This window comes from Saccharibacter sp. 17.LH.SD, from assembly GCF_009834805.1.
Taxonomy (GTDB): Bacteria; Pseudomonadota; Alphaproteobacteria; order Acetobacterales; family Acetobacteraceae; genus Saccharibacter.
In genome coordinates, this window is record NZ_WVHO01000011.1 from 215,609 (window position 1) to 239,793 (window position 24,185).

Annotated in this window: 24 protein-coding genes and 1 tRNA gene; 17 read left to right on the top strand and 8 right to left on the bottom strand. The window is 48.9% G+C overall.

What is annotated here, in order from left to right:
- Positions 1-149: 149 nt before the first annotated feature.
- Positions 150-1,679: a Do family serine endopeptidase gene (locus GS501_RS07710; RefSeq protein WP_160831284.1), complete on the bottom strand. Its 1,530-nt coding sequence runs from the start codon at positions 1,677-1,679 to the stop codon at positions 150-152.
- 164 nt (positions 1,680-1,843) lie between these two features.
- Positions 1,844-2,305 carry a nucleoside deaminase gene (locus tag GS501_RS07715; protein WP_237442474.1) on the bottom strand — a complete coding sequence of 154 codons (462 nt, stop codon included), beginning with the start codon at positions 2,303-2,305 and terminating at the stop codon, positions 1,844-1,846.
- Between the two features lie 88 nt (positions 2,306-2,393).
- On the opposite strand from GS501_RS07715, the gene GS501_RS07720 reads away from it, so the two are divergent.
- The 4 genes from GS501_RS07720 to GS501_RS07735 all read left to right on the top strand — a co-directional run bounded on the left by GS501_RS07720 (position 2,394) and on the right by GS501_RS07735 (position 7,598).
- A complete protein-coding gene (locus GS501_RS07720; RefSeq protein ID WP_160831285.1) occupies positions 2,394-3,176 on the top strand; it encodes a pseudouridine synthase in 783 nt (260 codons plus the stop codon).
- A 3-nt stretch (positions 3,177-3,179) separates the two neighbouring features.
- A complete protein-coding gene (rsmD, locus tag GS501_RS07725) occupies positions 3,180-3,806 on the top strand; it encodes a 16S rRNA (guanine(966)-N(2))-methyltransferase RsmD (protein ID WP_160831286.1) in 627 nt (208 codons plus the stop codon).
- 142 nt (positions 3,807-3,948) lie between these two features.
- Positions 3,949-6,909: a DNA translocase FtsK 4TM domain-containing protein gene (locus GS501_RS07730; RefSeq protein ID WP_408906237.1), complete on the top strand. Its 2,961-nt coding sequence runs from the start codon at positions 3,949-3,951 to the stop codon at positions 6,907-6,909.
- Complete coding sequence (locus GS501_RS07735; RefSeq protein WP_160831288.1) at positions 6,909-7,598, top strand: RluA family pseudouridine synthase; 690 nt, start codon at positions 6,909-6,911, stop codon at positions 7,596-7,598. Before GS501_RS07730 ends, GS501_RS07735 begins: the two co-directional genes overlap by 1 nt.
- Before the next feature lie 19 nt (positions 7,599-7,617).
- Here the strand turns inward: GS501_RS07735 and GS501_RS07740 are convergent, their stop codons facing one another.
- Positions 7,618-8,256, bottom strand: coding sequence for an HD domain-containing protein (locus GS501_RS07740; protein ID WP_160831289.1), 639 nt, complete (start codon positions 8,254-8,256; stop codon positions 7,618-7,620).
- Between the two features lie 95 nt (positions 8,257-8,351).
- On the opposite strand from GS501_RS07740, the gene GS501_RS07745 reads away from it, so the two are divergent.
- On the top strand, positions 8,352-9,353 hold the full coding sequence (locus GS501_RS07745; protein ID WP_160831290.1) for a GlxA family transcriptional regulator: 1,002 nt from the start codon (positions 8,352-8,354) through the stop codon (positions 9,351-9,353).
- Positions 9,354-9,385: 32 nt separating this feature from the next.
- Here the strand turns inward: GS501_RS07745 and ubiM are convergent, their stop codons facing one another.
- Both ubiM and GS501_RS07755 read right to left on the bottom strand, forming a co-directional pair.
- Positions 9,386-10,615, bottom strand: a complete 1,230-nt coding sequence (ubiM, locus tag GS501_RS07750) for a 5-demethoxyubiquinol-8 5-hydroxylase UbiM (protein WP_160831291.1) — start codon at positions 10,613-10,615, stop codon at positions 9,386-9,388.
- Positions 10,615-11,238, bottom strand: a complete 624-nt coding sequence (locus GS501_RS07755; RefSeq protein WP_160831292.1) for a nitroreductase — start codon at positions 11,236-11,238, stop codon at positions 10,615-10,617. Before GS501_RS07755 ends, ubiM begins: the two co-directional genes overlap by 1 nt.
- 103 nt (positions 11,239-11,341) lie before the next feature.
- Here GS501_RS07755 and hisB point away from each other — a divergent pair, with 103 nt between their 5' ends.
- The 11 genes from hisB to GS501_RS07810 all read left to right on the top strand — a co-directional run bounded on the left by hisB (position 11,342) and on the right by GS501_RS07810 (position 19,355).
- A complete protein-coding gene (gene hisB, locus GS501_RS07760) occupies positions 11,342-11,944 on the top strand; it encodes an imidazoleglycerol-phosphate dehydratase HisB (RefSeq protein ID WP_160831293.1) in 603 nt (200 codons plus the stop codon).
- 21 nt (positions 11,945-11,965) lie between these two features.
- Positions 11,966-12,613, top strand: a complete 648-nt coding sequence (gene hisH, locus GS501_RS07765) for an imidazole glycerol phosphate synthase subunit HisH (RefSeq protein WP_160831294.1) — start codon at positions 11,966-11,968, stop codon at positions 12,611-12,613.
- Positions 12,595-14,010 (top strand): 1-(5-phosphoribosyl)-5-[(5-phosphoribosylamino)methylideneamino]imidazole-4-carboxamide isomerase, encoded by a 1,416-nt coding sequence (gene hisA / locus GS501_RS07770; RefSeq protein WP_160831295.1) that lies wholly within the window; start codon positions 12,595-12,597, stop codon positions 14,008-14,010. The genes hisH and hisA overlap by 19 nt, the downstream gene beginning before the upstream one ends.
- Positions 14,004-14,765, top strand: coding sequence for an imidazole glycerol phosphate synthase subunit HisF (hisF, locus tag GS501_RS07775; RefSeq protein ID WP_160831296.1), 762 nt, complete (start codon positions 14,004-14,006; stop codon positions 14,763-14,765). Before hisA ends, hisF begins: the two co-directional genes overlap by 7 nt.
- A gap of 17 nt (positions 14,766-14,782) precedes the next feature.
- Complete coding sequence (locus tag GS501_RS07780; protein WP_202405352.1) at positions 14,783-15,127, top strand: phosphoribosyl-ATP diphosphatase; 345 nt, start codon at positions 14,783-14,785, stop codon at positions 15,125-15,127.
- 14 nt (positions 15,128-15,141) lie between these two features.
- Positions 15,142-15,519: an HIT domain-containing protein gene (locus GS501_RS07785; RefSeq protein WP_160831298.1), complete on the top strand. Its 378-nt coding sequence runs from the start codon at positions 15,142-15,144 to the stop codon at positions 15,517-15,519.
- Between the two features lie 77 nt (positions 15,520-15,596).
- Positions 15,597-15,672 (top strand) — tRNA-Glu (locus GS501_RS07790).
- 358 nt (positions 15,673-16,030) lie between these two features.
- On the top strand, positions 16,031-17,269 hold the full coding sequence (locus tag GS501_RS07795; protein WP_160831299.1) for a glycoside hydrolase family 28 protein: 1,239 nt from the start codon (positions 16,031-16,033) through the stop codon (positions 17,267-17,269).
- Positions 17,270-17,377: 108 nt separating this feature from the next.
- Positions 17,378-18,097, top strand: coding sequence for an AzlC family ABC transporter permease (locus tag GS501_RS07800; RefSeq protein WP_160831300.1), 720 nt, complete (start codon positions 17,378-17,380; stop codon positions 18,095-18,097).
- The gene (locus GS501_RS07805; RefSeq protein ID WP_160831301.1) at positions 18,094-18,393 is read left to right on the top strand and encodes an AzlD family protein; all 300 of its coding nucleotides are present in this window, start codon (positions 18,094-18,096) and stop codon (positions 18,391-18,393) included. Before GS501_RS07800 ends, GS501_RS07805 begins: the two co-directional genes overlap by 4 nt.
- On the top strand, positions 18,390-19,355 hold the full coding sequence (locus GS501_RS07810) for an alpha/beta hydrolase (RefSeq protein ID WP_160831302.1): 966 nt from the start codon (positions 18,390-18,392) through the stop codon (positions 19,353-19,355). The genes GS501_RS07805 and GS501_RS07810 overlap by 4 nt, the downstream gene beginning before the upstream one ends.
- A gap of 84 nt (positions 19,356-19,439) precedes the next feature.
- Here GS501_RS07810 and GS501_RS07815 read toward each other — a convergent pair whose 3' ends face one another.
- Positions 19,440-19,898 carry an EipA family protein gene (locus tag GS501_RS07815; protein ID WP_202405353.1) on the bottom strand — a complete coding sequence of 153 codons (459 nt, stop codon included), beginning with the start codon at positions 19,896-19,898 and terminating at the stop codon, positions 19,440-19,442.
- Between the two features lie 218 nt (positions 19,899-20,116).
- Here GS501_RS07815 and GS501_RS07820 point away from each other — a divergent pair, with 218 nt between their 5' ends.
- Positions 20,117-21,475, top strand: coding sequence for an L-serine ammonia-lyase (locus tag GS501_RS07820; RefSeq protein ID WP_160831303.1), 1,359 nt, complete (start codon positions 20,117-20,119; stop codon positions 21,473-21,475).
- Positions 21,476-21,481: 6 nt separating this feature from the next.
- Here the strand turns inward: GS501_RS07820 and GS501_RS07825 are convergent, their stop codons facing one another.
- Together GS501_RS07825 and GS501_RS07830 are read right to left on the bottom strand one after the other, a co-directional pair.
- Positions 21,482-21,778, bottom strand: a complete 297-nt coding sequence (locus tag GS501_RS07825; RefSeq protein WP_160831304.1) for a putative quinol monooxygenase — start codon at positions 21,776-21,778, stop codon at positions 21,482-21,484.
- 81 nt (positions 21,779-21,859) lie between these two features.
- On the bottom strand, positions 21,860-23,992 hold the full coding sequence (locus tag GS501_RS07830; RefSeq protein ID WP_160831305.1) for a M3 family metallopeptidase: 2,133 nt from the start codon (positions 23,990-23,992) through the stop codon (positions 21,860-21,862).
- Positions 23,993-24,185: the final 193 nt, after the last annotated feature.

Consider the following 24,185-nt stretch of genomic DNA (forward strand, 5'->3'; position numbering starts at 1 on the left):
CGCGCGGGATGCTCCGCCTTCTCCTAGCGGGCAACGCAATAATTAAAAAGCCTCTTTTTCAAAAAAGAAAGCTTGCTTCCTCAGATAAACAGAGAAAGCAAGCTACTGCGACATTACGTGTCAAAAGAGTGAGAGACTAAACGATACTCTTAACCATCCTGACTATCGTCATCAGATCCACTATCGCCACTATTGTCACCACTATCAGGCGACACCGCAACAAAAAGCTGTTGCCCGTCCCGTAAAATACGCAAAAGTGGCGGCTGATGATGTGCCAGTGCATTTTGCACCAATGAAATAACAGCATGCGGTGTGGATACAGGCTGATTTCCTACAGCCACAATGATATCACCAGGACGGATACCAGAATGATCTGCCGGACTTCCTTGAGCAATATCAGCCACGACGGCACCCTGCACACTCTCATCCAGTCCTAGTTCCTGGCGTGTACGAGGCGTCAACGCTGCCAAAGAAATACCCAAACGCCCGGAAGGGGCATTACTCGATGTGTTACTAGTCTCTTCCTGGTTATGCGCACTCAAATTACCAACCACAGCATGGAGGGTTACAGGCTTACCATCGCGCAGAACCCCCACTGTCACATTACTCCCGGGCGCAATGGAAACAACCTTTACAGCGAGGTCGTGTGAGTTACGCACAGTATGCCCATCAATCGCGATGACCACGTCCCCAATTTTTACACCTGCCTTATCCGCAGGCCCTCCCTGAATGACAGAAGAAACCAAAGCACCATGAGAAGGCGCACCTGGCTTAACATTCGTCAAATTAAGGGCACGCGCCATGGTGGATGTAATATCCTGCCCCTCAATCCCTAAATACCCACGCACAACATGCCCATTGCGCCGTAACTGATCGACAACTGACTGCACTGTGCTTGAAGGAATGGCAAAACCAATCCCAATTGATCCCCCTCCGTTAGGAGACATGATCATAGAGTTCACCCCCACGACCTTACCGTCCAATGTAATGAGAGGGCCACCTGAGTTGCCACGATTAATTGGCGCATCAATTTGAATGAAATCATTATACGGACCAGAATGCAGATTCCGCCCTAAAGCAGAAATAATCCCGGCAGTAACGGTTCCTCCCAAGCCGTAGGGATTTCCTACAGCAACAACCCATTGCCCCGGCTGAACCTCATCAGAATTTCCTAGTTCGATATAAGGCAACGGAGAGGAACTTTTGACACGGAGTAATGCAATATCTGTCTTCGCGTCACGGCCAACTATCTTTGCTGGGAGGACCGTGCCATCATCCAACTTAACACTGACCTTTGTAGCCCCATTAATCACATGATTATTTGTGACGATGTACCCATCTCCAGAGATAATAAATCCGGACCCACGTGCCTCAACCGTCCTATTAGACGGCATTGGCATCATCTGAAATGGGAACGGAAAGGGAAAAGGCATCCCCTCTCCCATTGAGGGTGGGCCATCATCTCCATCACCACCATCAATAGCACTCTCACGCACATGAGCCGTTATTGATACCACTGCAGGTTTGACCTGGTGAACAATTTGAACAAAATCAGGGATACCCTGTCCCGCCATTTGCGGATGTATTTGCGTGCTCTGAGCCAAAGCCGGCAAAGGCGCCGTCCCAATGACAGGAAGAGCTGCTAGAAGTGCCAAAGACAGACGAGAAGGCGATGTCATCACAACGTCCCTGAAATTAAAGAAAGAAGTAGTCGTTACAATGAGAACATATGTATGAAAATATAAATTCTGCAACTCATCCAAGATGAAACATCTGTAACAGAGGCCTTATATATGGTTAAAACACCTTAAATTTTTAGTAATATTACCCGACGCAGTGTCAATTATTTTATTCGACGTTCCTGGAAAAAACGACGAAGTAACAGAGCAGCCTCTTGCTCTCTCACACCACTAATAATTTCCTCTGGACAATGGAGACACGAAGGCTGCTGAAACAAACGAGCTCCATGATCAACACCTCCCCCTTTTGGGTCATAAGCGCCGTAGATAAGCCTCCCTATACGGAAATGACTCATCGCCGCTGCACACATAGGGCACGGCTCAAGTGTCACAACTATGGTACAATCCACCAAACGTGGAGAATTTTGCACGATCGCTGCTTGGCGTAACGCTAACATCTCTGCATGGGCCGACGCGTCAAAATTTCTCTCAACATGATTATGCGCCTTGGAGAGGACCTTACCTCTTGAATCTAAGATGACAGCCCCCACAGGAACCTCTCCTGATAGAGCCGCCTGTTGCGCTTCTTCCAACGCCCATTGCATCGCTTCCTGGGTTGAGGCCATACCAATAACGCCTATTCTCCATCATCTATAACAAACCATCTGTTACGCAGATTGCAAAACATCCTCATCACACGATATATTACGCGCTATGACCAATCCATCTGCTTCTTCCTCTGAAACCCATCGTGGTGAACGTATCGCCAAAGCCCTCGCTCGCCGTGGGATTGCAAGCCGTCGTGATGCTGAACGGATGATTGCAGAAGGTCGTGTTCGCTTAGACGGAAAAGTTGTTACGCATCCAGCAACATTTGTCCAACCGCATGATCTTCTTATTGTGGATGGAAAGCCTGTTGACCCGCCTCAACATACACGTCTATGGCGCTACCATAAGCCTACGGGTCTTGTCACAACCCATCACGATCCAGAAAATCGACCAACTGTTTTTAATTCCCTTCCGCCCGGGATGCCCCGTGTCATTAGTGTTGGACGTCTCGACCTCAATTCAGAAGGGTTACTCCTACTCACAAATGATGGTGCCTTAGCACGAGAGTTGGAATTGCCGGCACGCCAATGGACACGACGTTACCGCGTTCGTGTATTTGGACAAGTCGATGAAAAACGCCTTGCCCAGCTCGCCAATGGATCGGTGTTTGATGGCGTAAAATATGGCCCTATCGATGCTGTTCTTGACTCCAGCAAGGGCGATAATTCATGGCTTACCGTCAGTTTACGCGAAGGTAAAAATCGCGAAGTGCGTAAGGTAATGATGGGCATGAACTTGCATGTCAGCCGCCTTATCCGCCTTTCTTATGGCCCATTCCCGCTTGGAACTCTCAAACCTGGAGAGCTTGAAGAGGTTCAATCCCGTGTGCTAGCAGACCAGATCCCATCTTTCCGTACACAAAACATTTCTACAAAAAAACGGCATTAGCCTATGCGTATTATCGCCGGAACTCAGCGTGGTCGCAGTCTCAGTGCGCCATCAGGAGCAACAACGCGCCCTACCGCCCAACGGATGCGCCAAGCCATTTTCGATATGCTGATGCATGCCCCTTGGTATGGTCGAGAAACACTTCAAGAAGCTGTCGTGCTTGATGCCTTTGCTGGTACGGGAGCTCTTGGGCTTGAAGCACTCTCACGCGGGGCCCAATTCGCGACATTTATGGAAAGCAGTCGCGTTGGTATGACAGCCTTACAGGCCAATCTCCGAGCCTGTCAGATGAGCGACAAAGCACGTTTACGCTCTTGTGATGTCACACGTCCCCCGAAAGCTTCACGCCCACACTCGCTTATTTTTCTCGACCCCCCTTACCATAAGGGTCTCGTTGAAAAAGGATTGAGAGCCCTCTACCGCGGAGGGTGGCTGGCTCCAGGCGCTCTTATCGTCGCAGAAACAGAAAATGTGACGGGAGCGGATGAGGAAATATTTCAACCTTTCCATGCCCATCTTCCACCCCATCGTGAAGTCCCTCCGCCCGAAACAATAGCACACCGTCAGTTTGGGGCTGGCTCTATCACCATTTGGGTCCATCAACCTGACCTTATTCCCACTCAATCTTAAAAAATAAGAGTGAGCACACCACCAACAAACGCATCTCTTTACTCTTGAAGAGTCTCGCGCAAAAGCCCCCAATCTGGTTTCAGAATCAGCGCATATACGCTACTATTCCGTCTCTCACCAGCGATGATTAAGGATGTTCCGTGTGGTCTTTCGATCCAAAATAACACAGAAACTCAGGGCTTTTCTCCCATCATCCTCTCGGCGCCCTCATATTCAGCAAGACTTACATTCAGATTATAATGCCAACATGGATACGAGCAACGCAGACTGGCATGATTCCTATTTATCTCGTCTGCTTTCCGCCCGTTTTATGGAAATTTTAGGGCTCGTCCTGCTAATCTGTGCCGTTGGTATCGCTGCTTCCTTGTTGAGTTTTAATCCACACGATCCCTCCTTTAATACCGCAACGGGAACACAACCCACGAACCTTCTCGGGCGTGGTGGTGCCACACTGGCAGATAGCCTTATCCAATGGCTGGGCCTTGGAAGCATCATGCCTGTACTCATTCTTCTCGCATGGACATGGAGACTGGTCCGCCATCATAATCTTGATAAGCCCCTCATCCGCTTTATTGCGGCTTTCCTCCTTTGCCCAGCGGGAGCCCTATTTGTTGGGACATTTCAGCTTGTCGTGCCGGGATTGGATGTCGCCTGGCCCGCCAGTAGCGGCCTTAGCGGACAAGTAGGCGTCTCGTTAGCGCACCGGCTGCTCAATGTTATGACAGCCGAAATGGGATCAATGGGTAATTTAGTTGCAATTATTATTGCATCTCTACTCGTTGTTCTTCTCATACCATTTGCCATGGGACTTCATAGCCATGAATGGCGTTCTGTGGCTTATGGCATCGTCACCCTAGTCCGGTGGCCTCTTCGTGCCCTCCGTCAACGCCAGCCTAATCATCCAAGCCAAGCCCCTAGCGATCAACATCTCTACCGCCCTCAAGCTGGTGGGCCAACGCGCAACGGCGCTATCGCCACAACGGGAAACTCTCTGCCCTCAGGTTTTTTACGCCGCAATCTGGTCAGGCAAGATCCTCGCATTCTCCCCACTTCACTAGAAACTCCTTCACATCTCGCCGCATCCCCAGCGCATCCCTGGATGCATCCTCCACAGTCCCCTTCACCCTGGCAACAACCTCATGAAAATGAGGCCTCTTCTTCCAACCCACCGAAGGTTCCACAGCCAGAGCCTGTCGAAAAGCCGACAAACCCCTACGGGGAAAAGCTGGCCCATATCTACCGTGATAGTGACCGCCCCGCGCCTCAGCCTATCGTCCCCACAGTGGATGAAGATGATTTTGAAAATGAGGATACACCTTCCACGCCACCACAACATACGAGCAAACCATCTGAGGGCGCTGCGGATTTTTTAAAGCGCTTTATTTCCCGCACACGAGAAGACGATCCATCGCCCGCCACACAACAGGCCGCCCCGCCACTATCGAATTATCTTACACCACCACCTCCTGAAACGTCAGCGCAGCAACCGTCCCCTACAACTCCTCCCATTCGTACCAATAGCGTAGGGAAAGTAACGGAGGTGGCTCCTCCTTATCCAGCATCGGGGTGGCTTCCCCCTTCACTTGATCTCCTAAACCCCCCACCAGCAAGTCACCTTGTGGGACCTTCGGAAGAAAGTTTAAAGGCAAACGCACAACTGCTTGAAAGTGTCTTACGCGACTACGGCGTCCAAGGGACAATCAATGAATATAGAGCAGGTCCTGTTGTTACGCTTTACGAACTCGAACCAGCTCCCGGCGTGCGTTCATCACGCGTCATTGGATTAGCCGATGATATTGCACGCACACTTGCCGTCCTCAGTGTGCGTATTGCCACAGTACCGGGACGCAATGCTATCGGGATTGAAGTCCCCAACAGTACACGTGAAACCGTTTATTTCCCGGAGCTTCTTCATTCTGACGAATGGAAAAATGGCAAATCCAAGCTGCCATTAGCCCTTGGGAAGGACATTGCCGGCGAACCTGTTTATGCAGACCTCGCCAAAATGCCGCATCTCCTTGTCGCAGGGACAACAGGCTCCGGTAAATCTGTTGGGATCAATGCCATGATCCTATCCTTACTTTACCGCCTAAGCCCAGAAGATTGTCGCCTCATCATGATCGACCCTAAAATTCTCGAACTGTCGGTCTATGATGGAATCCCACATCTGATGACGCCTGTGGTCACCGAACCGCCTAAAGCGGTAAGCGCCCTAAAATGGGCTGTGCAAGAGATGGATCGCCGTTATCGCCTAATGGCTGATCACCAAGTTCGTAATATTAGCGGTTATAATGACCGTATTCGTCGCCTCAAAGCCTCTGGGAAAACGCCAACACGTCGTGTTCAGACAGGCTTTGACCCTGAAACTGGGCGCCCTGTCTTTGATGAACACCGTCTGACCCTGGAGCATCTCCCTTATATCGTCATTGTCATTGATGAGATGGCTGACCTAATGATGGTTGCTGGGAAAGAAATTGAATCTTCTGTCCTTCGCCTCGCTCAGAAAGCACGTGCGGCAGGAGTTCATGTGATCATGGCAACACAACGTCCTTCCGTAGATGTCATCACAGGAACCATAAAAGCCAACTTCCCTACGCGTATTTCTTTCCAAGTGACCAATAAATATGACAGCCGCACCATTTTAGGTGAACAAGGGGCTGAACAATTACTTGGACGCGGTGATATGCTCTTCATGCAGGGAGGCTCACGTATCACACGTGTTCATGGCCCATTCATTAGTGATGAAGAGGTGGAAGCCGTTGTGGCTGATCTCCGCACGAAGGGTGAGCCCGTCTATAATGCTGATGTCACCGCTGATGAAGAACCCGAAGAATCTGCACCAAGCCGCAGTAACTCGAAAAGTAACAGCGACAGTGATGGCAATAGTGATCTTTATCAGCAAGCTGTTGAACTCGTCGTGCGCGAACAACGCGCTTCGACAAGCTTTGTTCAACGCCACCTCTCCATCGGGTATAACCGCGCCGCAAATGTTATTGATCAGATGGAACGCGAAGGGATCATCAGCAGCGCAAACCATGTAGGACGACGTAACGTTCTCATGTCACGCTCCGAGTTGGAAGATTCAGAGGATGAGGAGACATAATGTCCCCCCCTCCCCTCTTTGTAAAAGGGAAAGAACTTCCTATTCTTTGGGAAAATTCCTATTTTACCATTCTCAACAAACCTGCGGGCCTTGCTTCCCACCCAGGACCGCAGGCTCGTGATTCTGTCGAGGCACGCCTCACTCCACTAAAGAGAGGTGGCCCTTGGTTAGTCCATCGCTTAGATACTGATACCGTCGGTTGTCTTCTTATCGCACGACGGAAAACAGCACTGATCAAGGCACAAGAAGCCTTTGCCAAACGCTCCGTAGCGAAAATTTATTGGGCTATTGTGCAGGGCGTCCCTCATCAACCTCAGGGACAGATCACTACACCATTACGCCGCGTTCAGCAGGGTGGCCGTTGGTCTATGGAGACTGCCTCACAACACGCTCCTCAGGCACAATCAGCAGAAACCCATTGGCGTCTTCTCGGCCATAATGGAACCTTTAGCTGGCTTGAACTGACATTAAAAAGCGGACGCACTCACCAAGCACGCTTGCACTGCGCTTCTATTGGGCTCCCCATTATAGGAGACACTCTCTACAATCCCAGCGCTAAACAAGGCCCTATGCACCTTTTAGCACGCTCCCTACACCTTACCCTGGAGGGAGAAACACTTTCAGCTGAAGCGCCTCCCCCTCCAGCAATGCAAGCCCTGTTGCAGGTTATGACGCAAACTTCATCATAACGAAAATGAACAATACCGATCATCCATGCCAATGTGAACAACGGATAAGACTACAAAAATTACCACGTTTAAATTGTGGATCCTTATCAGCGAGAACATCTGCTTTAACATTGCCAAATGTTGTTTCTGGTTTGTGCTTTATTCCTTCATAGAAGGCCTGAATAATATCTTCCTTAAAATGAGGTGTTCGTGGAAATATTTTAACAATCTCTTCCCTTACACTCTCTGGATAAGCCGCGTAATTAAGGCCTAATACATCCATTTCAACACCTTCAGTCACCAAAGCAATAATGGGGTCCATATGTTTTGGAATGCCTGGAGTGGTGTGCAAAGCAATGGCCGTCCATACTTTATCAATATCTGTCTGTTGAATACCTTTTTGCTTCATAAACTGACGTGCAGCATTGGCACCATCAACTTCAAAACGTTCATGAGGTGTCGCATAACGAGAGGTGAGCCCCATGTCATGAAACATGGCTCCCGCATAGATGAGCTCTTCATCAAACGTTAAATTCTGCTGACGACCAGAATACACGGCGAACTGATAAACCCGGCTCGAATGATTAAAGAGCAGTTCGGTTTCTGTATCACGCACTAGCTCAGTGACTTCACGCGCAAACGCACTATCTGGAATCGTTACATCATAAGTTGTAAGCATTCTCTTTCTCCTTCTTGTTTCGGAGATAGCCTAACGCGCCATAATAAAGTACTCTATCATCGTATAACGATGATTTAGGACATTAAAGCAGCTTTATGCGACACCATTCACTCCCAAGCACAGCAAAACGCATCGGCATCTTAGCTCTTCCCTATGTGCAACTGCTTGATATTGCTGGACCAATGGATGTTTTCACTGAAGCCAATACGCAAGCAAAACGTATACTCTATGAATTGCATGTTATCAGCACGTCCTCCGCCCCCCTCCACAGTTCATCTGGCCTTATATTTCATCCGACAACGACGATATCATCGCCTCTTGACGTTCCCTTCGATACGCTCCTTATCGCAGGAGCCCCGCATTTAAACCCCAAACATCTATCCCCTGATCTTCTTAAATGGGTCGGCCAGCACGCACCTCGTTGCCGACGTTTTGGCTCGATCTGTACAGGGGCACTTGTTCTCGCCGCAGCAGGATTACTCACACAACGCCGCGTCACAACGCACTGGGCTGTTGCTGAACAACTTTCTCAACAATTCCCTTCTATCCAAGTAGAAGCTGATTCCCTGTTTATCTGTGATGGTCCTGTTTGCACGGCAGCAGGTGTCACAGCAGGCCTCGATCTTGCCATTGCCCTCGTAGATCACGACTTTGGGCGAGATCTCGCCCGTAAAGTTTCCAACCAACTTGTTATGTTTTTTCGTCGCCCTGGTGGTCAGCTCCAATTTAGCCACCGCGGTATCGCAAATCCTATGGGACGTTCCATTTTACGCACCGTTCAGCGGCGTGTTCTCAGCAAACCCCACTTACCTTCTGATACACGAGCCCTTGCCGAGCTTGCAGGATTGAGCCCTCGTCATTTTGCACGGCTCTTTCATAAAGAGATTGGTCTCTCTCCTGCTCTATGGGTGGAACGCGTTCGCATGGATACAGCGTGCCGCACCTTAGAAGAGGGCTTACCGCCTAAACAAGTCGCCGCAATGGTCGGTTTTAAAGACGTAGACACATTCCGGCGTGCTTTTCAACGCCAATTTAAGACGACGCCGGCAGAATACCGACGTCGTCATGCGGCTCAACCCCCAACGGAGACAGACTAATTCAATCTCTCCATCCCCACATCAACACCAACTTAGCCAGCGGGATCCATTAAAAGGCGCGTCACAGCCTTTTTGAAAGGAGTCAAACGATCCGCAAGCATCAAACCGGCACGTCGTGCTAAGAGGAACGGCTTTTCATCACGCGTGTACGCCACGGCAATCGCATTTGTTGCGGCGAACAAAGGAAATGTATCGCGGCGATGACGTGCTGAAAACCGCTCAAGTGCACGACGATCCCCCGGGTCACCATTCCCCGCTTCAATCTCACGAACAAGCGTCTCTTGCCCTTTGATCCCCAAATTAAAACCATGCGCGGTAATTGGGTGCATCCCTACAGCGGCATCGCCGATCAACGCTACACGATCCGTATGGAAACGATGAGCATAAACGGCCTTCAAAGGATAGGTGATACGCTCACTCACCACGCGTAATGTCCCCAACCGCTCACGCGTCCTCTTAGAAATTTCTGCGTTAAACACATCATCTGGAGCCGCACGTAACCGAGCAATATCATCTGGCGGTAGGGTCAAGACCAGAGAGGATACATCCCCTATGCCACCATCTGGAGCAACGGGTAACAACGCAATAGTCTGATTTTCATCAAACCATTGTAATGCCGTATAATCATGCGGCGGAAGATGCCGCATACGGCATACTAAAATATTCCGACCGAAATCATGAACAATAGCCCCAATCCCTGCCATGTCACGCAAACGGGAGAAGCGCCCATCTGCACCAACAAGCAATTTCCCCACGAGGCTTTTATGATGGTCAAGCGTAACCCTCACATGATCTCGTCCCACACGATAACCCGTCAGCGCGCGCCCACAGCAAAGCGTAATCCCTTTGGTCCGTGAAACAACGCGGTAAAGGGCGCCACGAATAATATGATTCGCCACCAGAAAACCTAAAGCCAGCTCCTCAGAAACACTGGTTGAATCAGTCTGCTCTGGCGGTTGAAAGAGTAATGGATGCTCACTGGCATCACCACTCTCAATACGCGCAGTCTGCAAAGGACACACCGCAGAGGGATCAATTTCCCCCCACACGTCATAGTCCTTCAGCCACTGAACGGTATGATGGGTCAACGCGATCTCTCGCCCATCAAAAGAAGGATGTGCAAGAACTTCCTCTGGCGCACGCTCGACAACACACACCTTCCATCCTTCTCGCGCAAAAGACAGAGCACTCGCTAAACCAGCTGGCCCTCCTCCTGCAACGATAACATCATAAGATGTGCCCAAGGCCTGCGCCTGATCCATTAGTTTTTACTCCTATCTGCCGCAAACGAGGCACTCCCAGCCCCCTGCCAGATCGCCATATAATCCTCTATATCCGGGCGGCGCGTCACATGATCGGGGTGTTGCGGCGTACCCACAAAGAGAAAACCAGCCAAACGATGCGGGGTCTCCAAACCCAAATGCTGCAAGAATTCACGATCCTCACAAAAAGGTCCGCTCACCCATACACCACCGAAACCTTCTAGAGACAGTGCATTTAAAACATTCATCGCACCCGCAGCAACCGACATATGTTGCTCTTCTAAGGGTATTTTATGATCCGGGTGGAGATGCATTCCCAGCCCAATAATCATCGGCATGGAACGGAAACGGCCTACTCGTTTTTCCTTTTTCGCTGCCGGTAAGTCAGGCTCTTGACGCTCGATAGCTGCATGCACTTCTTGCGCCAACGCTTCGCGTGCCTCACCGCTGATCACAACATAACGCCAAGGCCTTAACTTACCATGATCGGGAGCACGCAACCCTGCAGAAAGGATACGATACAACACATCCCCCTGCGGCACAGGGCCAACTAAAGCATCGGTTGATGACCGCTTCAATAATGCGTCTAAGACCAATGAAGTTGATGCAGAATGTGCTGTCATCGTGCGATCCTACCTTTAAAAAAAGACTGACGTGCAATGTCGGACTTCTTCTCATAAGAAGCAAGCTTTGGAAAAGATCTCACCCTTGGTATATAATGGCCCTATGGACACGCATACATCTCGCACTTCCCAATTAACTCGCCGTACGGGTGAGACCAATATCACTGTTTCCCTTTGCCTTGATGGCACCGGGGAAGGACATATCAGCACAGGAGTCGGTTTTTTTGACCACATGCTCCATGCTCTTGCCCGTCATGGTGGATTAGACCTCGATGTCGCCGCTGAGGGAGATCTTCACATTGATGACCACCATACCATAGAGGACGTGGGGATCGCACTTGGAGAAGCCTTTCACCGAGCCATCGGCGATAAACGCGGTATCGAACGGTTTGGTTATGCATTAGTTCCACTTGATGAAGCGCTTTGTGAGGCTGTCGTCGATGTATCTGGGCGCCCTTTCTTAGCCTGGAACGTTACTTTCCCACGTGAAATGATCGGCACAATGGCAACCGAAATGGTGGAAGAATTTTTCCGGGCCTTTGCGATGGCTGCGCGAATAACCGTTCATGTCACCAACAAATCCGGAACCAACGCCCACCATATTGCGGAAAGTGGCTTTAAATCCTTCGCTCGTGCTTTGCGTATGGCCATCGCACGTGACCCACGCAGCCAGGGTTCTATTCCATCAACCAAAGGGGTTCTCTAACCTCGGATCTGGAGTTCCATCATGCGTGTTGTCGTGATTGATTATAATGGTGGCAATCTTGCTTCCGCTGCCCAAGCAACCCGACGTGCTGCCCAGCGTCGAGGCATTGATGCCGACGTTATTATTTCTCGCCATGAAGCAGACATTCAAAACGCAGACCGGCTTATTCTCCCAGGGCAAGGCGCCTTTGCTGATTGTGCAAAAGGGTTAAAAGAAGACGGTGTACAGCATATTCTTGAAAACGCGACCCAGAAGGGAACACCGTTTTTAGGAATATGCGTAGGGATGCAACTCATGGCAGAATATGGGCTCGAACACGGACGCACAGAAGGGCTTGGCTGGATCACAGGTCACGTGTCACGCATGGTTGAGCCAGAACAAGCAGGACTACGTATCCCCCATATGGGATGGAACAATTTAGACTTCACGCCAGGGGCACACCCTCTCACGGAAGGACTAACGCCCGGGGATCATGGATATTTTGTCCATTCCTATGCCCTCCATAATGGGAACCCCACTGAATCCATCGCAACAACACAATATGGTGCGACAGTACCGGCTATTGTTGCGCGCGGCTCTCGTTGTGGAACTCAATTCCATGTTGAAAAAAGCCAGGATGTTGGCCTCACCCTCCTTGGCAATTTCCTTCAATGGCAGCCTCAACCGTGACGGCTAAAATTTCACCCTCCTCCCCCGTTAACGCTCCCTCCCAATCCTGGGAGAAACATGTTGAACGGGTTACAACGCCCCTCTCTGAAGAGGACATGGACGCCCTCATCGAAGCCACAACAGCTGCCATTATTGATGGCGGAGTGTTTAATTGGCGCTATCCTCCTGGACGTCTGGTATTAGAACGCTTTTTTGAAGGACTCCTTCTGGTTCCAGAACGAGAACTTTTTGTCGTTCGTCATCATGACGGCATTATTTGTGGGGCAGCCCTGCTCGCACATCCCGCTTTCCGCTCTGAGCTCCATAGTCCGAAAGCCTGCCTCTCCGCGCTCTTTATTGCCCCTTACGCCCGGGGGCAGGGGTTAGGCGAAGCACTCATCACAGTCCTTCTAGAACGCGCCCGCAAACATGGTGCGAAAGTCGTTAATTGTGAACTGAGAGAAAACCAACAGACTGACATCCAACTCCTCACCAGGCTTGGTTTTTGCCATTGGGGCACACATCCTTATTACGCTCGCATCGGAGGACAGACAGTGCGCGGCCTTTTCTTCTCTAAACTCCTTGTGAATGATCAAGAAGCTGTCCAATGGCAGCCCGCAGATAAACCAACCTCCTCTCCTCACACCTCCCACTCTCCTACCCCAAAAAGAGAAGGCGGATTAACGCTTTACCCCGCCATTGACCTCAAAGGGGGAGCATGTGTCCGGCTGCGGCAAGGAGAAATGGACCATGCCACTCACTATTCTGACAACCCACCCGCTCAAGCCCAACTTTTTGCTGAAGCTGGATGTCGCCATCTCCATGTTGTGGATCTTGATGGTGCCTTTGCGGGCCATTCAGCCAATGTTGAGGCGGTTGAAAAAATTATCGCGAGCACGTCTCTTCCCGTCCAGCTCGGAGGTGGGTTACGTGATATGCGCACCATTGAACGTTGGCTCAATGCAGGCGTAAGCCGCGTTATTCTGGGCTCTGCAGCCGTCAAAGACCCTGATCTCGTCCGGCAAGCAGCGCGCGCTTGGCCTGGGCGCGTTGTCGCAGGAATTGATGCACGCCAAGGGCGTGTCGCCACTGAGGGCTGGGCTGAAGTTTCCGAACTGACAGCTATTGATCTTGCCAAACGTATGGAAGAAGCCGGCGTTGCAGGGATCATTTTCACAGAAATTAGCCGCGATGGCATGCTCGAGGGACTAGACCTTGACCAAACCGCAGAGCTTGCCCGCCATGTATCTATCCCCGTTATCGCAAGTGGCGGCGTCGGCACACTCGAACATCTTAAAGAATTGCGCCTCGTCGCAAGGGATGTGCCTGGAATTAAAGGCGTTATTATAGGACGTGCTCTCTATGATGGCCGTATCTCACTCCCTGAAGCTTTAGACGTTTTGGAGGGACCATGCTGAAACTCCGCGTTATACCCTGCTTAGACGTCCGTGATGGCCGTGTCGTAAAAGGTGTTAACTTCGTTTCGCTACGAGATGCAGGGGACCCTGTCGAGCAAGCAAAACTTTACGATAAAGCTGGTGCGGATGAGCTCACTTTTCTTGATATTACAGCGAGCTCAGAAAATCGTGATACAATCCTTGATGTCGTGCAGCGCACCGCCGCTGAAGTTTACCTGCCATTAACGGTAGGAGGTGGCATACGCCGATGTGACGATATGCGTCGTCTTCTCCTCAGTGGGGCTGACAAATGCGCGATTAACTCTGCTGCTATTCGCACACCTGAACTGATTAACGAAGCAGCAGAGCGTTTTGGCAGCCAATGCGTCGTCGTTGCTATTGATGCCCGCTCCAATGGCAAAGGCGGCTGGGAGATTTATGCCAAAGGGGGCCGTGAACCCACAGGCATTGATGCCGTCGCTTGGGCCGAGCAAATGGCAGAGCGTGGCGCGGGAGAAATTCTCCTCACAAGCATGGATCGCGATGGAACACGCTCAGGTTTCGATCTCGACCTCCTGAAAACCGTTTGCGATCGCGTCTCCGTCCCCATTGTCGCGTCAGGCGGTGTGGGCGAGCTATCACACTTTGTTGATGGCGCTAAAGTTGGCGCGAGCGGCCTCCTGGCCGCAAGTGTTTTTCATTTCGGGCAATTTCACGTTTCTGATGTAAAGGCAGCATTGCATAATGCAGGACTGCCCGTACGGCTCAATCGATGATAGAGGATGGTCACATAATGATAAATGATCAAGAAGCTCGTCACGTCCTTGAACGCCTGTTTAATACAGTCGTGTCTCGTAAAAATGCCTCCCCGTCCTTGAGTCACTCAGCACGTCTCATGTCCCGAGGGCGCAATAAAATTGCCCAGAAATTTGGGGAAGAAGCCGTCGAATGTGTCATTGAGGCCGTCAGTGGAAACCGTGATGCACTCATCAGTGAAAGTGCTGATGTGCTTTACCACCTCGTTGTCATGTGGGTTGATGGTGGTGTGAGCCCGGATGATGTGTGGGCCGAACTTCAACGCCGTGAAGGTACGAGTGGGATTGAAGAAAAAGCTTCTCGTCCCAAAACAGAGCCTTGAGAGGAAATCACCTCATGAACAAGAAACCCTACGATCCCAATAATGTCTTTGCTCGTATCTTACGCGGAGAGATTCCTGCTGAGCGCGTTTGCGATAGTAAACATTCTTTCGCATTCTATGATATTTCTCACGCAGCGCCGGTGCATGTCCTCGTGATTCCACGCGGAGAATATACGGATTTCCATGATTTCACATCACGCGCTACGAATGAAGAAATCATCGATTTCTGGAAATTGGTCGATACAATAGCGGCAGAGCAATCCCTTCTTCCCACAGGCTTCCGCCTTATCAGCAACATTGGTCATGATAGCGGGCAGGAAGTCTTCCACTTCCACGTCCATATGCTAGGCGGTGCTCCATTGGGGCCCATTTTGGCACCAGCACAGAAATAAAGTGGAAAATTACGTGGTTGTACAAGATTTTACTTGTGCTTCCACGCAAACTCCTCTAGATGGGGCTCACGCCTCAAGTCCCGTTCGTCTAGAGGCCTAGGACACCGCCCTCTCACGGCGGCAACACGGGTTCGAATCCCGTACGGGACACCATGCGCTCATCTGAATGGCTCTGTTTTTGTCGATAAAGTGGCTATTAACCTCCATTTTTACGCTTCCCAGTATCTATTTGATCGGGCTAAGTCTGTTTGAATCTGGTTTAATTCTGGGTATATTCCGGGGTATCTAAGCTAGATGGCATGTTAGATACATAGAGTATTTTATCCATTCGCCCGTTATGCCTGCCTAAGAAATAAATTCTATAATCACGGTCACCCATGTGGTGATCATCCTCCTTATATATTTTTGTTCCATTGAATATTTTATTAGAATGACGACCCATTTTAGGAACGATTTTTCCTAAAAGCTTTTCAAGCTCTCCCGACTAGCCAAAAATAAGACGTAGCAAGAAATGATCATTTCAAAATACCTTCTTGTCCTTATTCCCTTTATCTGTAGCACCGTCACCTTCCATGCTTCTGCGCAAGATCGTCGTGACGTTCAACCTCCTCAGTGGCCACGTCACATATGTGCAGACCTCGTTCCAGCCGATATCAATCGGTTACAATCCTTACTCAATGATTGCCCTTCTGGTTCCGCGGTTCGTTTGACAAGAGGACGTTTCGTTAGTTCTCCATTAACCATTACATCAAACGTCTATTTATGGATCGCTCAAGGAGCGACACTCGTCGCCACGACAGATCCAACCGCTTACGACCGGGGAACGGGAGAGTGCGGAAAAATCAATGATAAGGGAAATGCGTGTCATCCTTTCCTCTTATTTGATCACACAAAAGATGGTGGTTTACTCGGGAGAGGAACCATCGAGGGCCAGGGAGGTCAACCTATTTTAGGAACCACACGATCCTGGTGGCAACTTGCTCGCATCGCACAACGTATGAATCAGAAACAAAACGCTCCACGATTAATTGCGCTTGATCACGTTCAAAATTTCACAATGGGATATATTACCCTCAAAAACTCTCCTAATTTTCATGTCATGATCACTCAAAGTAAAGATGTAACACTTTGGGGAATCACCATTGATACGCCCCCTGATGCACGCAATACGGATGGAATAGATCCATCTTCTTCACACGATATTACCATAATCCATAGCATCATTAGAACAGGAGATGATCATATTGCTATCAAAGCAGGGCCTCATGGAGCAAGCCATCATATTTCTATTTTAAATAGTTCCTTATATTGGGGGCATGGTCTTTCTATTGGAAGTGAGACCATGGGAGGAGTGCACGATATCCTCGTCAAAAATATCATTATTAATGGAGCAAAATGGGGGCTGCGCATTAAAAGTGATTCAACACGAGGTGGTATCGTCGAGCGCATCCATTACGACACGGTTTGCCTATACCACACCCAATGGCCTATCTTCCTCGATACATCCTACAATAAAAATGCCAATGGTAATAATATTCCCATATATAAAAGTATCTTTTTTAAGAACATTTATATTGATAATGGGACTATTTATTTGCATGGATATAACAAAAATTATCTATCAGATCTCTTTTTTAAAAATTTAATAACACCAATACATATGCAATGGTCCGTTGCGTATACAAATCTCTATAGAGACAAATCTACTCATGAGCCATACATAAAATCATGCCAAGCAACATCACTATAGTCACCCTCCAACAAAAAATAATCGAAGAAAAATTACTCTGTTTCTCCTCCCATTCTGTGTAAATAGTTTCCAATCCATAAATAGTGTATCGTGGTTAATCCCCATTCAATGACGCAGCATAACTCGCCCTCCATATCGCCTTCACATGCTTACGAGTTCCTGAGAGGGGTTCGAACGGCATTACCCCTTACACTAGCCTTCATTCCTTTTGGGCTTCTTTTGGGAAGTCGCGCCATACAACAAGGCCTCACTCACCTAGAAATCCCCCTTTTAACAGGGCTCAATTTTGCAGGGGGCTCTGAATTTGCTGCGGTTGACCTCTGGACACTCCCCCCTAATATCCTACTTCTAGCCAGCACAACCTTTCTCATTAACAGTCGTCATATCCTTATGGGGACGACCCTCACATCCTATTTACAAAATAGACCCCGCTGGCAAATTTTTTCATTACTTTTCTTCATGTGTGACGAAGTCTGGGCACTCAGCCTTGCCGATACACAGAAAAATCCCTCAAAAACACTCAGTATTGGCTTCTATAGCGGCGTCACAATGTGTCTCTATTCCTGCTGGGTTATCACCACTTTTGTAGGAGGTTTCACAGGCTCTATCGTCCATAACCTTATTCGTTATGGTGTTGATATGGCCATTCCTGCCGTTTTTCTTGTCCTTCTTCGTGGTATGTGGATGGGCAGAAGGACAGCACTTCCCTGGATATCCAGCCTGATTGCTGCAAGCCTAACCTATCATTTTCTTCCTGGTGCTTGGTATGTCCTCGTAGGTACAATCACCGGTGGAATAAACGCTTGGATAATGATCCATAAAAAATGACACTTCACCTTCAAGCGCTCATAGCAATCCTCCTCATGGCGCTTATGACATATCTCACACGTATCGGGGGTTTTCTGCTTTTACGTGGCCGCACCTTATCCCCGCGCGCAACAGCGCTGATGGAAATCCTTCCAGGATGTGTCCTCGTATCGATCATTGCTCCCGTACTCGCTTCTGGGGAGCCCGCTAATATCATTGGTCTCGGAATCACCGCTCTTGCCGCAACACGCCTCTCTCTAATCCCAACAATGCTTTTAGGGATCGCAGCAACAGGCGTTTTACGCACTTTCCTATGACAACACGCTCCTCCCTCTCACGACGACATTTTATCGCAAAAGGCTTCTCAAAGGCTGCATTACTTCCCCTGATAAGCCATTGGACAGAAAGTAAGGCCACACCACAAAAACCAAGCTTTTATCCGCTATGGCCTGGGCTTCCTCCAGGCGGAGGGGGCCCTACTGGCCCACTCAAAATCTCGCGACATGGTGCCGTCTCTAATGTCAGCACTCCTTTTTTACAGATTCATCATCCAATGTCTCCCAACGGTACGGTCGTGCTGATCGCCGCAGGGGGTGGGTATCAACGTATCAATCTCCAACATGAAGCCATCCCAGCTGCACGCTGGCTTACATCACGCGGAATAACAGCAGCTATTCTGATCTATCGCCTTCCACGTGAAGAATGGCTGACGGGCCCCGCCGCACCTTTTGAAGATGCCCAACAAGCCATACGGCTCATCCGCTCCCGCACAACCGATCTCAACTTCACGCCATCACATATCGGCGCTTTAGGATTTTCAGCGGGAGGGCACCTTCTGGGGATGCAAGCCCTTAAAGCGAATCCTGACTGGCTACGATCACAACAATCTCGATCATCACCTGTACATTATGCTCAATTAGACATGGCGATGCTGCTTTACCCCATCGTCACGCTAGAACCACCTTTTGACCATACAAGAACGCGTATCTCCCTGATTGGCCAGCATCCCACACACGCTCAGCGTGAAAAATGGTCATTCCCTAACGCTTTTACATCTCAGCCGCTGCCGCTTTTCTTAGCACAGGCAGAAGATGACCCTATCGCAAATCCTCAACCATCACGTCTCTTTTCGCAACATTACACGGCACAGCATGGCATGATCGAAACGCATTTCTTTCCAACGGGAGGACATGGCTTCGGCCTTGGACGGCCTCACACATTAACCACCACATGGCCGTCTCTCGCGGAAGCCTGGATGAAAAAGAAACATTTCATTTAAAATTTAGTGCCCAAAAACATATTGGGCTGCAACCCGTCAAGAGTTGCAGCCCAACACAAACATCACGAATGAATAATTTACGTATTAATTTTTCAATGTGAAGTTCAAACCCTGAAGCCCTGCGGCAAGACGTGCACCAGAAGCATTGGCCGTCACTTTCAAGCGCACTCCGTTACTATTCTTCAACAGCGCACCGCCAACACCTTCGGCCATTGTAGCTTCACCATCCAGCGAGCCATAGGCACCATCAAAATCATGAAGATGCTTAAGGTTATAAACTTTCCCTTTTGCTTTCAATGACGAATACCCCAAGGCAATGACGTTGGGGCCTCTTACTTTGAAGCGATATGTATGGCCCTGATAGACCAACTTCCCCTCACCCCATGTATAACCAACACCTAGATCAGCAGAATGCGTTTGGAAGGTAATTGTCCCCGATGGAGTCGCAGGCTGTTCACTCGCAACAGCGACACCGGATGCCAAAAGACCTGCACCCGCAGCCGCCAGAAAAGCCATTTTCATGCGTGATGGGATAAATGACATAACTTGTTCGTCCTTTGTACAACGTAACCAGCTTTGTGATATGGAGTATTAAAAGTTAATATACAATTGTTATCACGATATTGTGTACGATATCCATAGCAAATTTGAGGAAACAATCAAGATTGATACGATATAAAAATAATTTTTTCTCCCCTTAAAAAACGAAGTTTTTCAATCCATAAAGGACAATGAAGCGAGTCACTGGGGAGCCTGATATCATGATTAGCCTATTTGATCTTTTTAAAATCGGTATTGGTCCCTCTTCTTCTCATACAGTTGGCCCCATGCGTGCAGCTTATCGTTTTGTTGAGCAGCTTCCCAACGATCAACCTATTGGTCGTATCATCGTCACACTTTACGGGTCCTTGGCGCTTACGGCTGAAGGTCATGGAACAAATCGCGCTGTTCTCCTTGGTTTGGTTGGAGAAAAACCGGAAACAGTCGATCCCGCATTTGCAAATTCTATTCTTGAAACAACCCAGACACAAAAAACTCTTTCGCTTCCACAGGGCCCTATCCCATTCAACCCGCAAACGGATCTGATCCTCGAAACAGGCATAGTCCCTCCTATTCATCCCAATACTCTGCAATTCGAAGCTTTTGATGAAACTGGACAGCCCCTCCTCAAAGAGCGTTTTTGCTCGGTCGGTGGCGGTTTCATCACACCAGAAGAAACCGCCCTTACCTCGTCCTACACGCTTCCAGATGGCCCATACGAATTCCGCAGCAGTTATGAGCTGTTAGAACATGTCAAAAAAACACGCATGAGCATTACAGACATTATTATGGCCAACGAATGCGCTCTACGCCCGCGCAACGAAGTCGAAGATTATCTCGACCATATTTTCGATATTATGATGAACTGTGTTGATATGGGACTTGTCCAAACATCTCCTTTACCAGGGCGCTTACACGTCAAAAGACGTGCGCATGATCTTTATCAAAAACTTCAAAATGACCGTGGGAATAACCAACCTTCGCCCCACAGAATTATGAGCTGGATTAGTCTGTTTGCTATTGCTGTGAACGAAGAAAATGCCGCGGGGGGGCGCGTTATTACAGCACCCACCAACGGTGCCGCTGGCGTGATCCCTGCCGTCCTCCGATATTTGCGTGATTTCTGCCCCGAAGACTCACGTGAAACACGCCACCGCTTCTTGTTAACCGCCGCCGCAATTGGCGGCCTTTTTAAATTGAATGCTTCCATTTCTGGCGCCGAAGTAGGATGCCAAGGAGAAGTAGGCGTTGCTTCATCCATGGCCGCCGCTGGTCTCACGGCGGCCCTAGGCGGTGGAGCAGAACATATCGAAAATGCAGCCGAAATCGCCATGGAACATCATCTCGGGATGACATGCGACCCTATTGCTGGGCTTGTACAAATCCCCTGCATTGAGCGAAACGCTTTCGGCGCGGTAAAAGCCATTAATGCCACATCTCTGGCTATGCACGGCAATGGCACACATTACGTATCGCTCGACCATGTCATCCGCACCATGGCGGAAACAGGACGAGACATGAACCACCGTTACAAAGAAACATCCCTTGGCGGTCTAGCTGTCAACGTCCCTGAATGCTGACCCCGATTAACTCTGATGGCTATGCTGGCGTACGTGACGTGTTTTGATAGATAATTTTTCTAATGCCTGTGAAAATATTGCGAAATGAGGAGCCTGACAGTGTGCCTCAAACGCCTTCTCCCCTGTATAAACTTCATACAGAACAATCACATTTGGTTCCGTCGTTGGAGTTAACACTACGAAATCCAAACACCCCTCCTCATCCTGTACAGAACGTTCTGCATCGTATCGACAAACATCCAAAAAAGGCTGGAAAGTCTCTGATGTCGTTTCAAACTCTGCAATGACAACTAATTGAGACATAAACTCTTCTCCATTTCCTTACCCATGTCGCTGGCCCCTACACATGACAACGACATGGGAACTGCCACAAATTTCGACTACCTATTCCTGACCATTGGCTAATCCACGGTGCCGTAACATTGGCTCAATATCAGGATCTTTGCCATAAAAAGCACGGAACATCGTTCCATAATCCTGCGTATGCCCACGCGACAGAATCATATCACGAAAAAACTGACCATTCTTTCGTGTCAAACCACCATGCTGCTGAAACCAAGAAAACGCATCTTGGTCCAACATTTCCGTCCAAAGATATGCGTAATAGCCTGCCGCATAGCCATTCGCCCAAATATGCAGAAAAATGCTAGAACGATAACGTGGCGGGATATGGGCCACATCCAACCCCATCGTCTTCAGAGATTCTGTTTCAAAATGATCAACATCCTGCCGTGGTGCTGATGCCGCTAGGCCGTGCCAACGGAGATCTAGCTCCGCAGCGGTAACAATTTCTCCCAAAGCATAACCCTGATTAAAAAGAGCCGCTTTACGTATTTTTGCTACTAATGCCGCGGGAATGGGCGCACCCGTTTTATAATGCCGCGCGTAATGCCCTAAAACTTGTGGATCAAGTGCCCAATTTTCATTGAATTGAGACGGAAACTCAACAAAATCTCGTGCAACGCTTGTGCCCGATACGGTCGGATAAACCTGATTAGCAAAAAGACCATGAAGCGCATGACCAAACTCATGGAACATCGTCGTCACATCGTCCATCGTAATCAGCTGAGGTTGCCCAGGAGGCGCTTTTGCAAAATTGGCCACATTATAAATAACGGGTTTTGTCCCTAATAAATGCGACTGCCCTACAAAATTTGACATCCAAGCACCACCCGACTTGGCATCACGCTTGAAATAATCAAAATACATTAAGCCTAATGGGGAGTTATCTTGGTCAAACACTTCATATACCAACACATCGGGATGATAGGTTGGGATATCATGACGCTGTTTAAAGCTTATCCCATAAAGCTGATGAGCCGCGAAAAAAACACCATCTGTAAGAACTGTTTTAAGCTCAAAATACGGCTTCACTTCATCCTGATTCAACGCATAACGCTCACGCTTTACCTGAGCCGCATATTTCTCCCAATCCCAAGGCTGCAACGCAAAATGCTCTCCATCCCGTGTGATGGTTTCTTGAAGGGTCGTGACCTCTCGCTTTTGCTCTTTCGCCAAAGCAGGGACAAGCTGTTGCATGAAATGTTCAGCAGCTTCAGGTGTCTTCGCCATTTGATCATAAAGCGTATAAGCCGCATAATTTGGGTAACCAAACAACGCAGCCTTTTTGGCACGTAACTGAGCCAACTCAGCAATGGTTGCCCGTGTATCGTTATTATCCCCGCGTTCTGCCCGCATCCAGCTTTGCTCGAACAATTTTTGTCGTGTCTCACGATTCATCAAAAGGGCTAATTCTGGTTGCTGGACGGTATTCTGCAAACTTAATAGCCACTGACCAGGTTTGTGTCGTGCCTCAGCCGCTTTCTGCGCTGCTTCAAGAGCACTTTTATCGAGTCCATCGAGCTGCTCTTTCTTTCCGACCAAGAGCGCACCATCACGGGCAGCGGCCACGAGCTTTTGTTGAAAGACAGACTCTAATGTCGCAAGTCGACTATTAAGTTCTCGTAACGTTGTTTTGTCTTTTTCGCCCAACAATGCTCCTGCGTGAACAAATTGTTGGTAATAAATATCTAACACCTGACGTTGTTCAGTCGTCAGATCAAGTTTTTCGCGCTGATCATACAATGTCTTAATCCGGTTAAATAAACGCGCATTAAGCATAATCTCATCTTGATGCTGAGCCAGAAGGGGAGCTTCGTGACTTTGCACTTGGTCAAGATGGTCATTACTATTAGCAGAATAAACACCAGAAAAAGTATTCTGAACACGATCCAAAAGGCGCCCACTTTTCTCAAGAGCTTCAATCGTATTAGTAAAACTCGGCGGTGCAGGATTGTTTGCAATTTTTTGCACTTCTTGCAGATGTTCCGCCATGCCGCGTTCAAATGCAGGCTGATAATCATCATCACGAATCACATCAAAACGCGGCGCCTGATAAGGTAACGTGCTCGCAGTAAAAAGAGGATTATCCCGCGCGACAGCTTGGCTTAACAATGAGGGGAATAAACCAAGTGATGCCACCCCTAAGGCGCTCACAATCTGGCGAGAAAATCTCATACAAGCTTATCCTTATCGCAAAGTTATGACCACGCTTTAAGCATGTCCATATTCCATGGAAGAAAAACGATTCCATTTAATTACACAAGCAAATCATTTTTCATAAAACACATATTCACTAATTTAGTCCTTTTTTATCCATCTCCACTTCCGTAGAATGAAAATTCTTCCCCTCTTCATGGAGGCCAAAACA

Coding starts and splice junctions, on each gene's coding strand:
- GS501_RS07710 (WP_160831284.1), bottom strand. CDS start 1,679: ATGACATCGCCTTCTCGTCTGTCTTTGGCACTTCTAGCAGCTCTTCCT.
- GS501_RS07715 (WP_237442474.1), bottom strand. CDS start 2,305: ATGGCCTCAACCCAGGAAGCGATGCAATGGGCGTTGGAAGAAGCGCAA.
- GS501_RS07720 (WP_160831285.1), top strand. CDS start 2,394: ATGACCAATCCATCTGCTTCTTCCTCTGAAACCCATCGTGGTGAACGT.
- rsmD (WP_160831286.1), top strand. CDS start 3,180: ATGCGTATTATCGCCGGAACTCAGCGTGGTCGCAGTCTCAGTGCGCCA.
- GS501_RS07735 (WP_160831288.1), top strand. CDS start 6,909: ATGTCCCCCCCTCCCCTCTTTGTAAAAGGGAAAGAACTTCCTATTCTT.
- GS501_RS07740 (WP_160831289.1), bottom strand. CDS start 8,256: ATGCTTACAACTTATGATGTAACGATTCCAGATAGTGCGTTTGCGCGT.
- GS501_RS07745 (WP_160831290.1), top strand. CDS start 8,352: ATGCGACACCATTCACTCCCAAGCACAGCAAAACGCATCGGCATCTTA.
- ubiM (WP_160831291.1), bottom strand. CDS start 10,615: ATGGATCAGGCGCAGGCCTTGGGCACATCTTATGATGTTATCGTTGCA.
- GS501_RS07755 (WP_160831292.1), bottom strand. CDS start 11,238: ATGACAGCACATTCTGCATCAACTTCATTGGTCTTAGACGCATTATTG.
- hisB (WP_160831293.1), top strand. CDS start 11,342: ATGGACACGCATACATCTCGCACTTCCCAATTAACTCGCCGTACGGGT.
- hisH (WP_160831294.1), top strand. CDS start 11,966: ATGCGTGTTGTCGTGATTGATTATAATGGTGGCAATCTTGCTTCCGCT.
- hisA (WP_160831295.1), top strand. CDS start 12,595: ATGGCAGCCTCAACCGTGACGGCTAAAATTTCACCCTCCTCCCCCGTT.
- hisF (WP_160831296.1), top strand. CDS start 14,004: ATGCTGAAACTCCGCGTTATACCCTGCTTAGACGTCCGTGATGGCCGT.
- GS501_RS07780 (WP_202405352.1), top strand. CDS start 14,783: ATGATAAATGATCAAGAAGCTCGTCACGTCCTTGAACGCCTGTTTAAT.
- GS501_RS07785 (WP_160831298.1), top strand. CDS start 15,142: ATGAACAAGAAACCCTACGATCCCAATAATGTCTTTGCTCGTATCTTA.
- GS501_RS07795 (WP_160831299.1), top strand. CDS start 16,031: ATGATCATTTCAAAATACCTTCTTGTCCTTATTCCCTTTATCTGTAGC.
- GS501_RS07800 (WP_160831300.1), top strand. CDS start 17,378: ATGACGCAGCATAACTCGCCCTCCATATCGCCTTCACATGCTTACGAG.
- GS501_RS07805 (WP_160831301.1), top strand. CDS start 18,094: ATGACACTTCACCTTCAAGCGCTCATAGCAATCCTCCTCATGGCGCTT.
- GS501_RS07810 (WP_160831302.1), top strand. CDS start 18,390: ATGACAACACGCTCCTCCCTCTCACGACGACATTTTATCGCAAAAGGC.
- GS501_RS07815 (WP_202405353.1), bottom strand. CDS start 19,898: ATGTCATTTATCCCATCACGCATGAAAATGGCTTTTCTGGCGGCTGCG.
- GS501_RS07820 (WP_160831303.1), top strand. CDS start 20,117: ATGATTAGCCTATTTGATCTTTTTAAAATCGGTATTGGTCCCTCTTCT.
- GS501_RS07825 (WP_160831304.1), bottom strand. CDS start 21,778: ATGTCTCAATTAGTTGTCATTGCAGAGTTTGAAACGACATCAGAGACT.
- GS501_RS07830 (WP_160831305.1), bottom strand. CDS start 23,992: ATGAGATTTTCTCGCCAGATTGTGAGCGCCTTAGGGGTGGCATCACTT.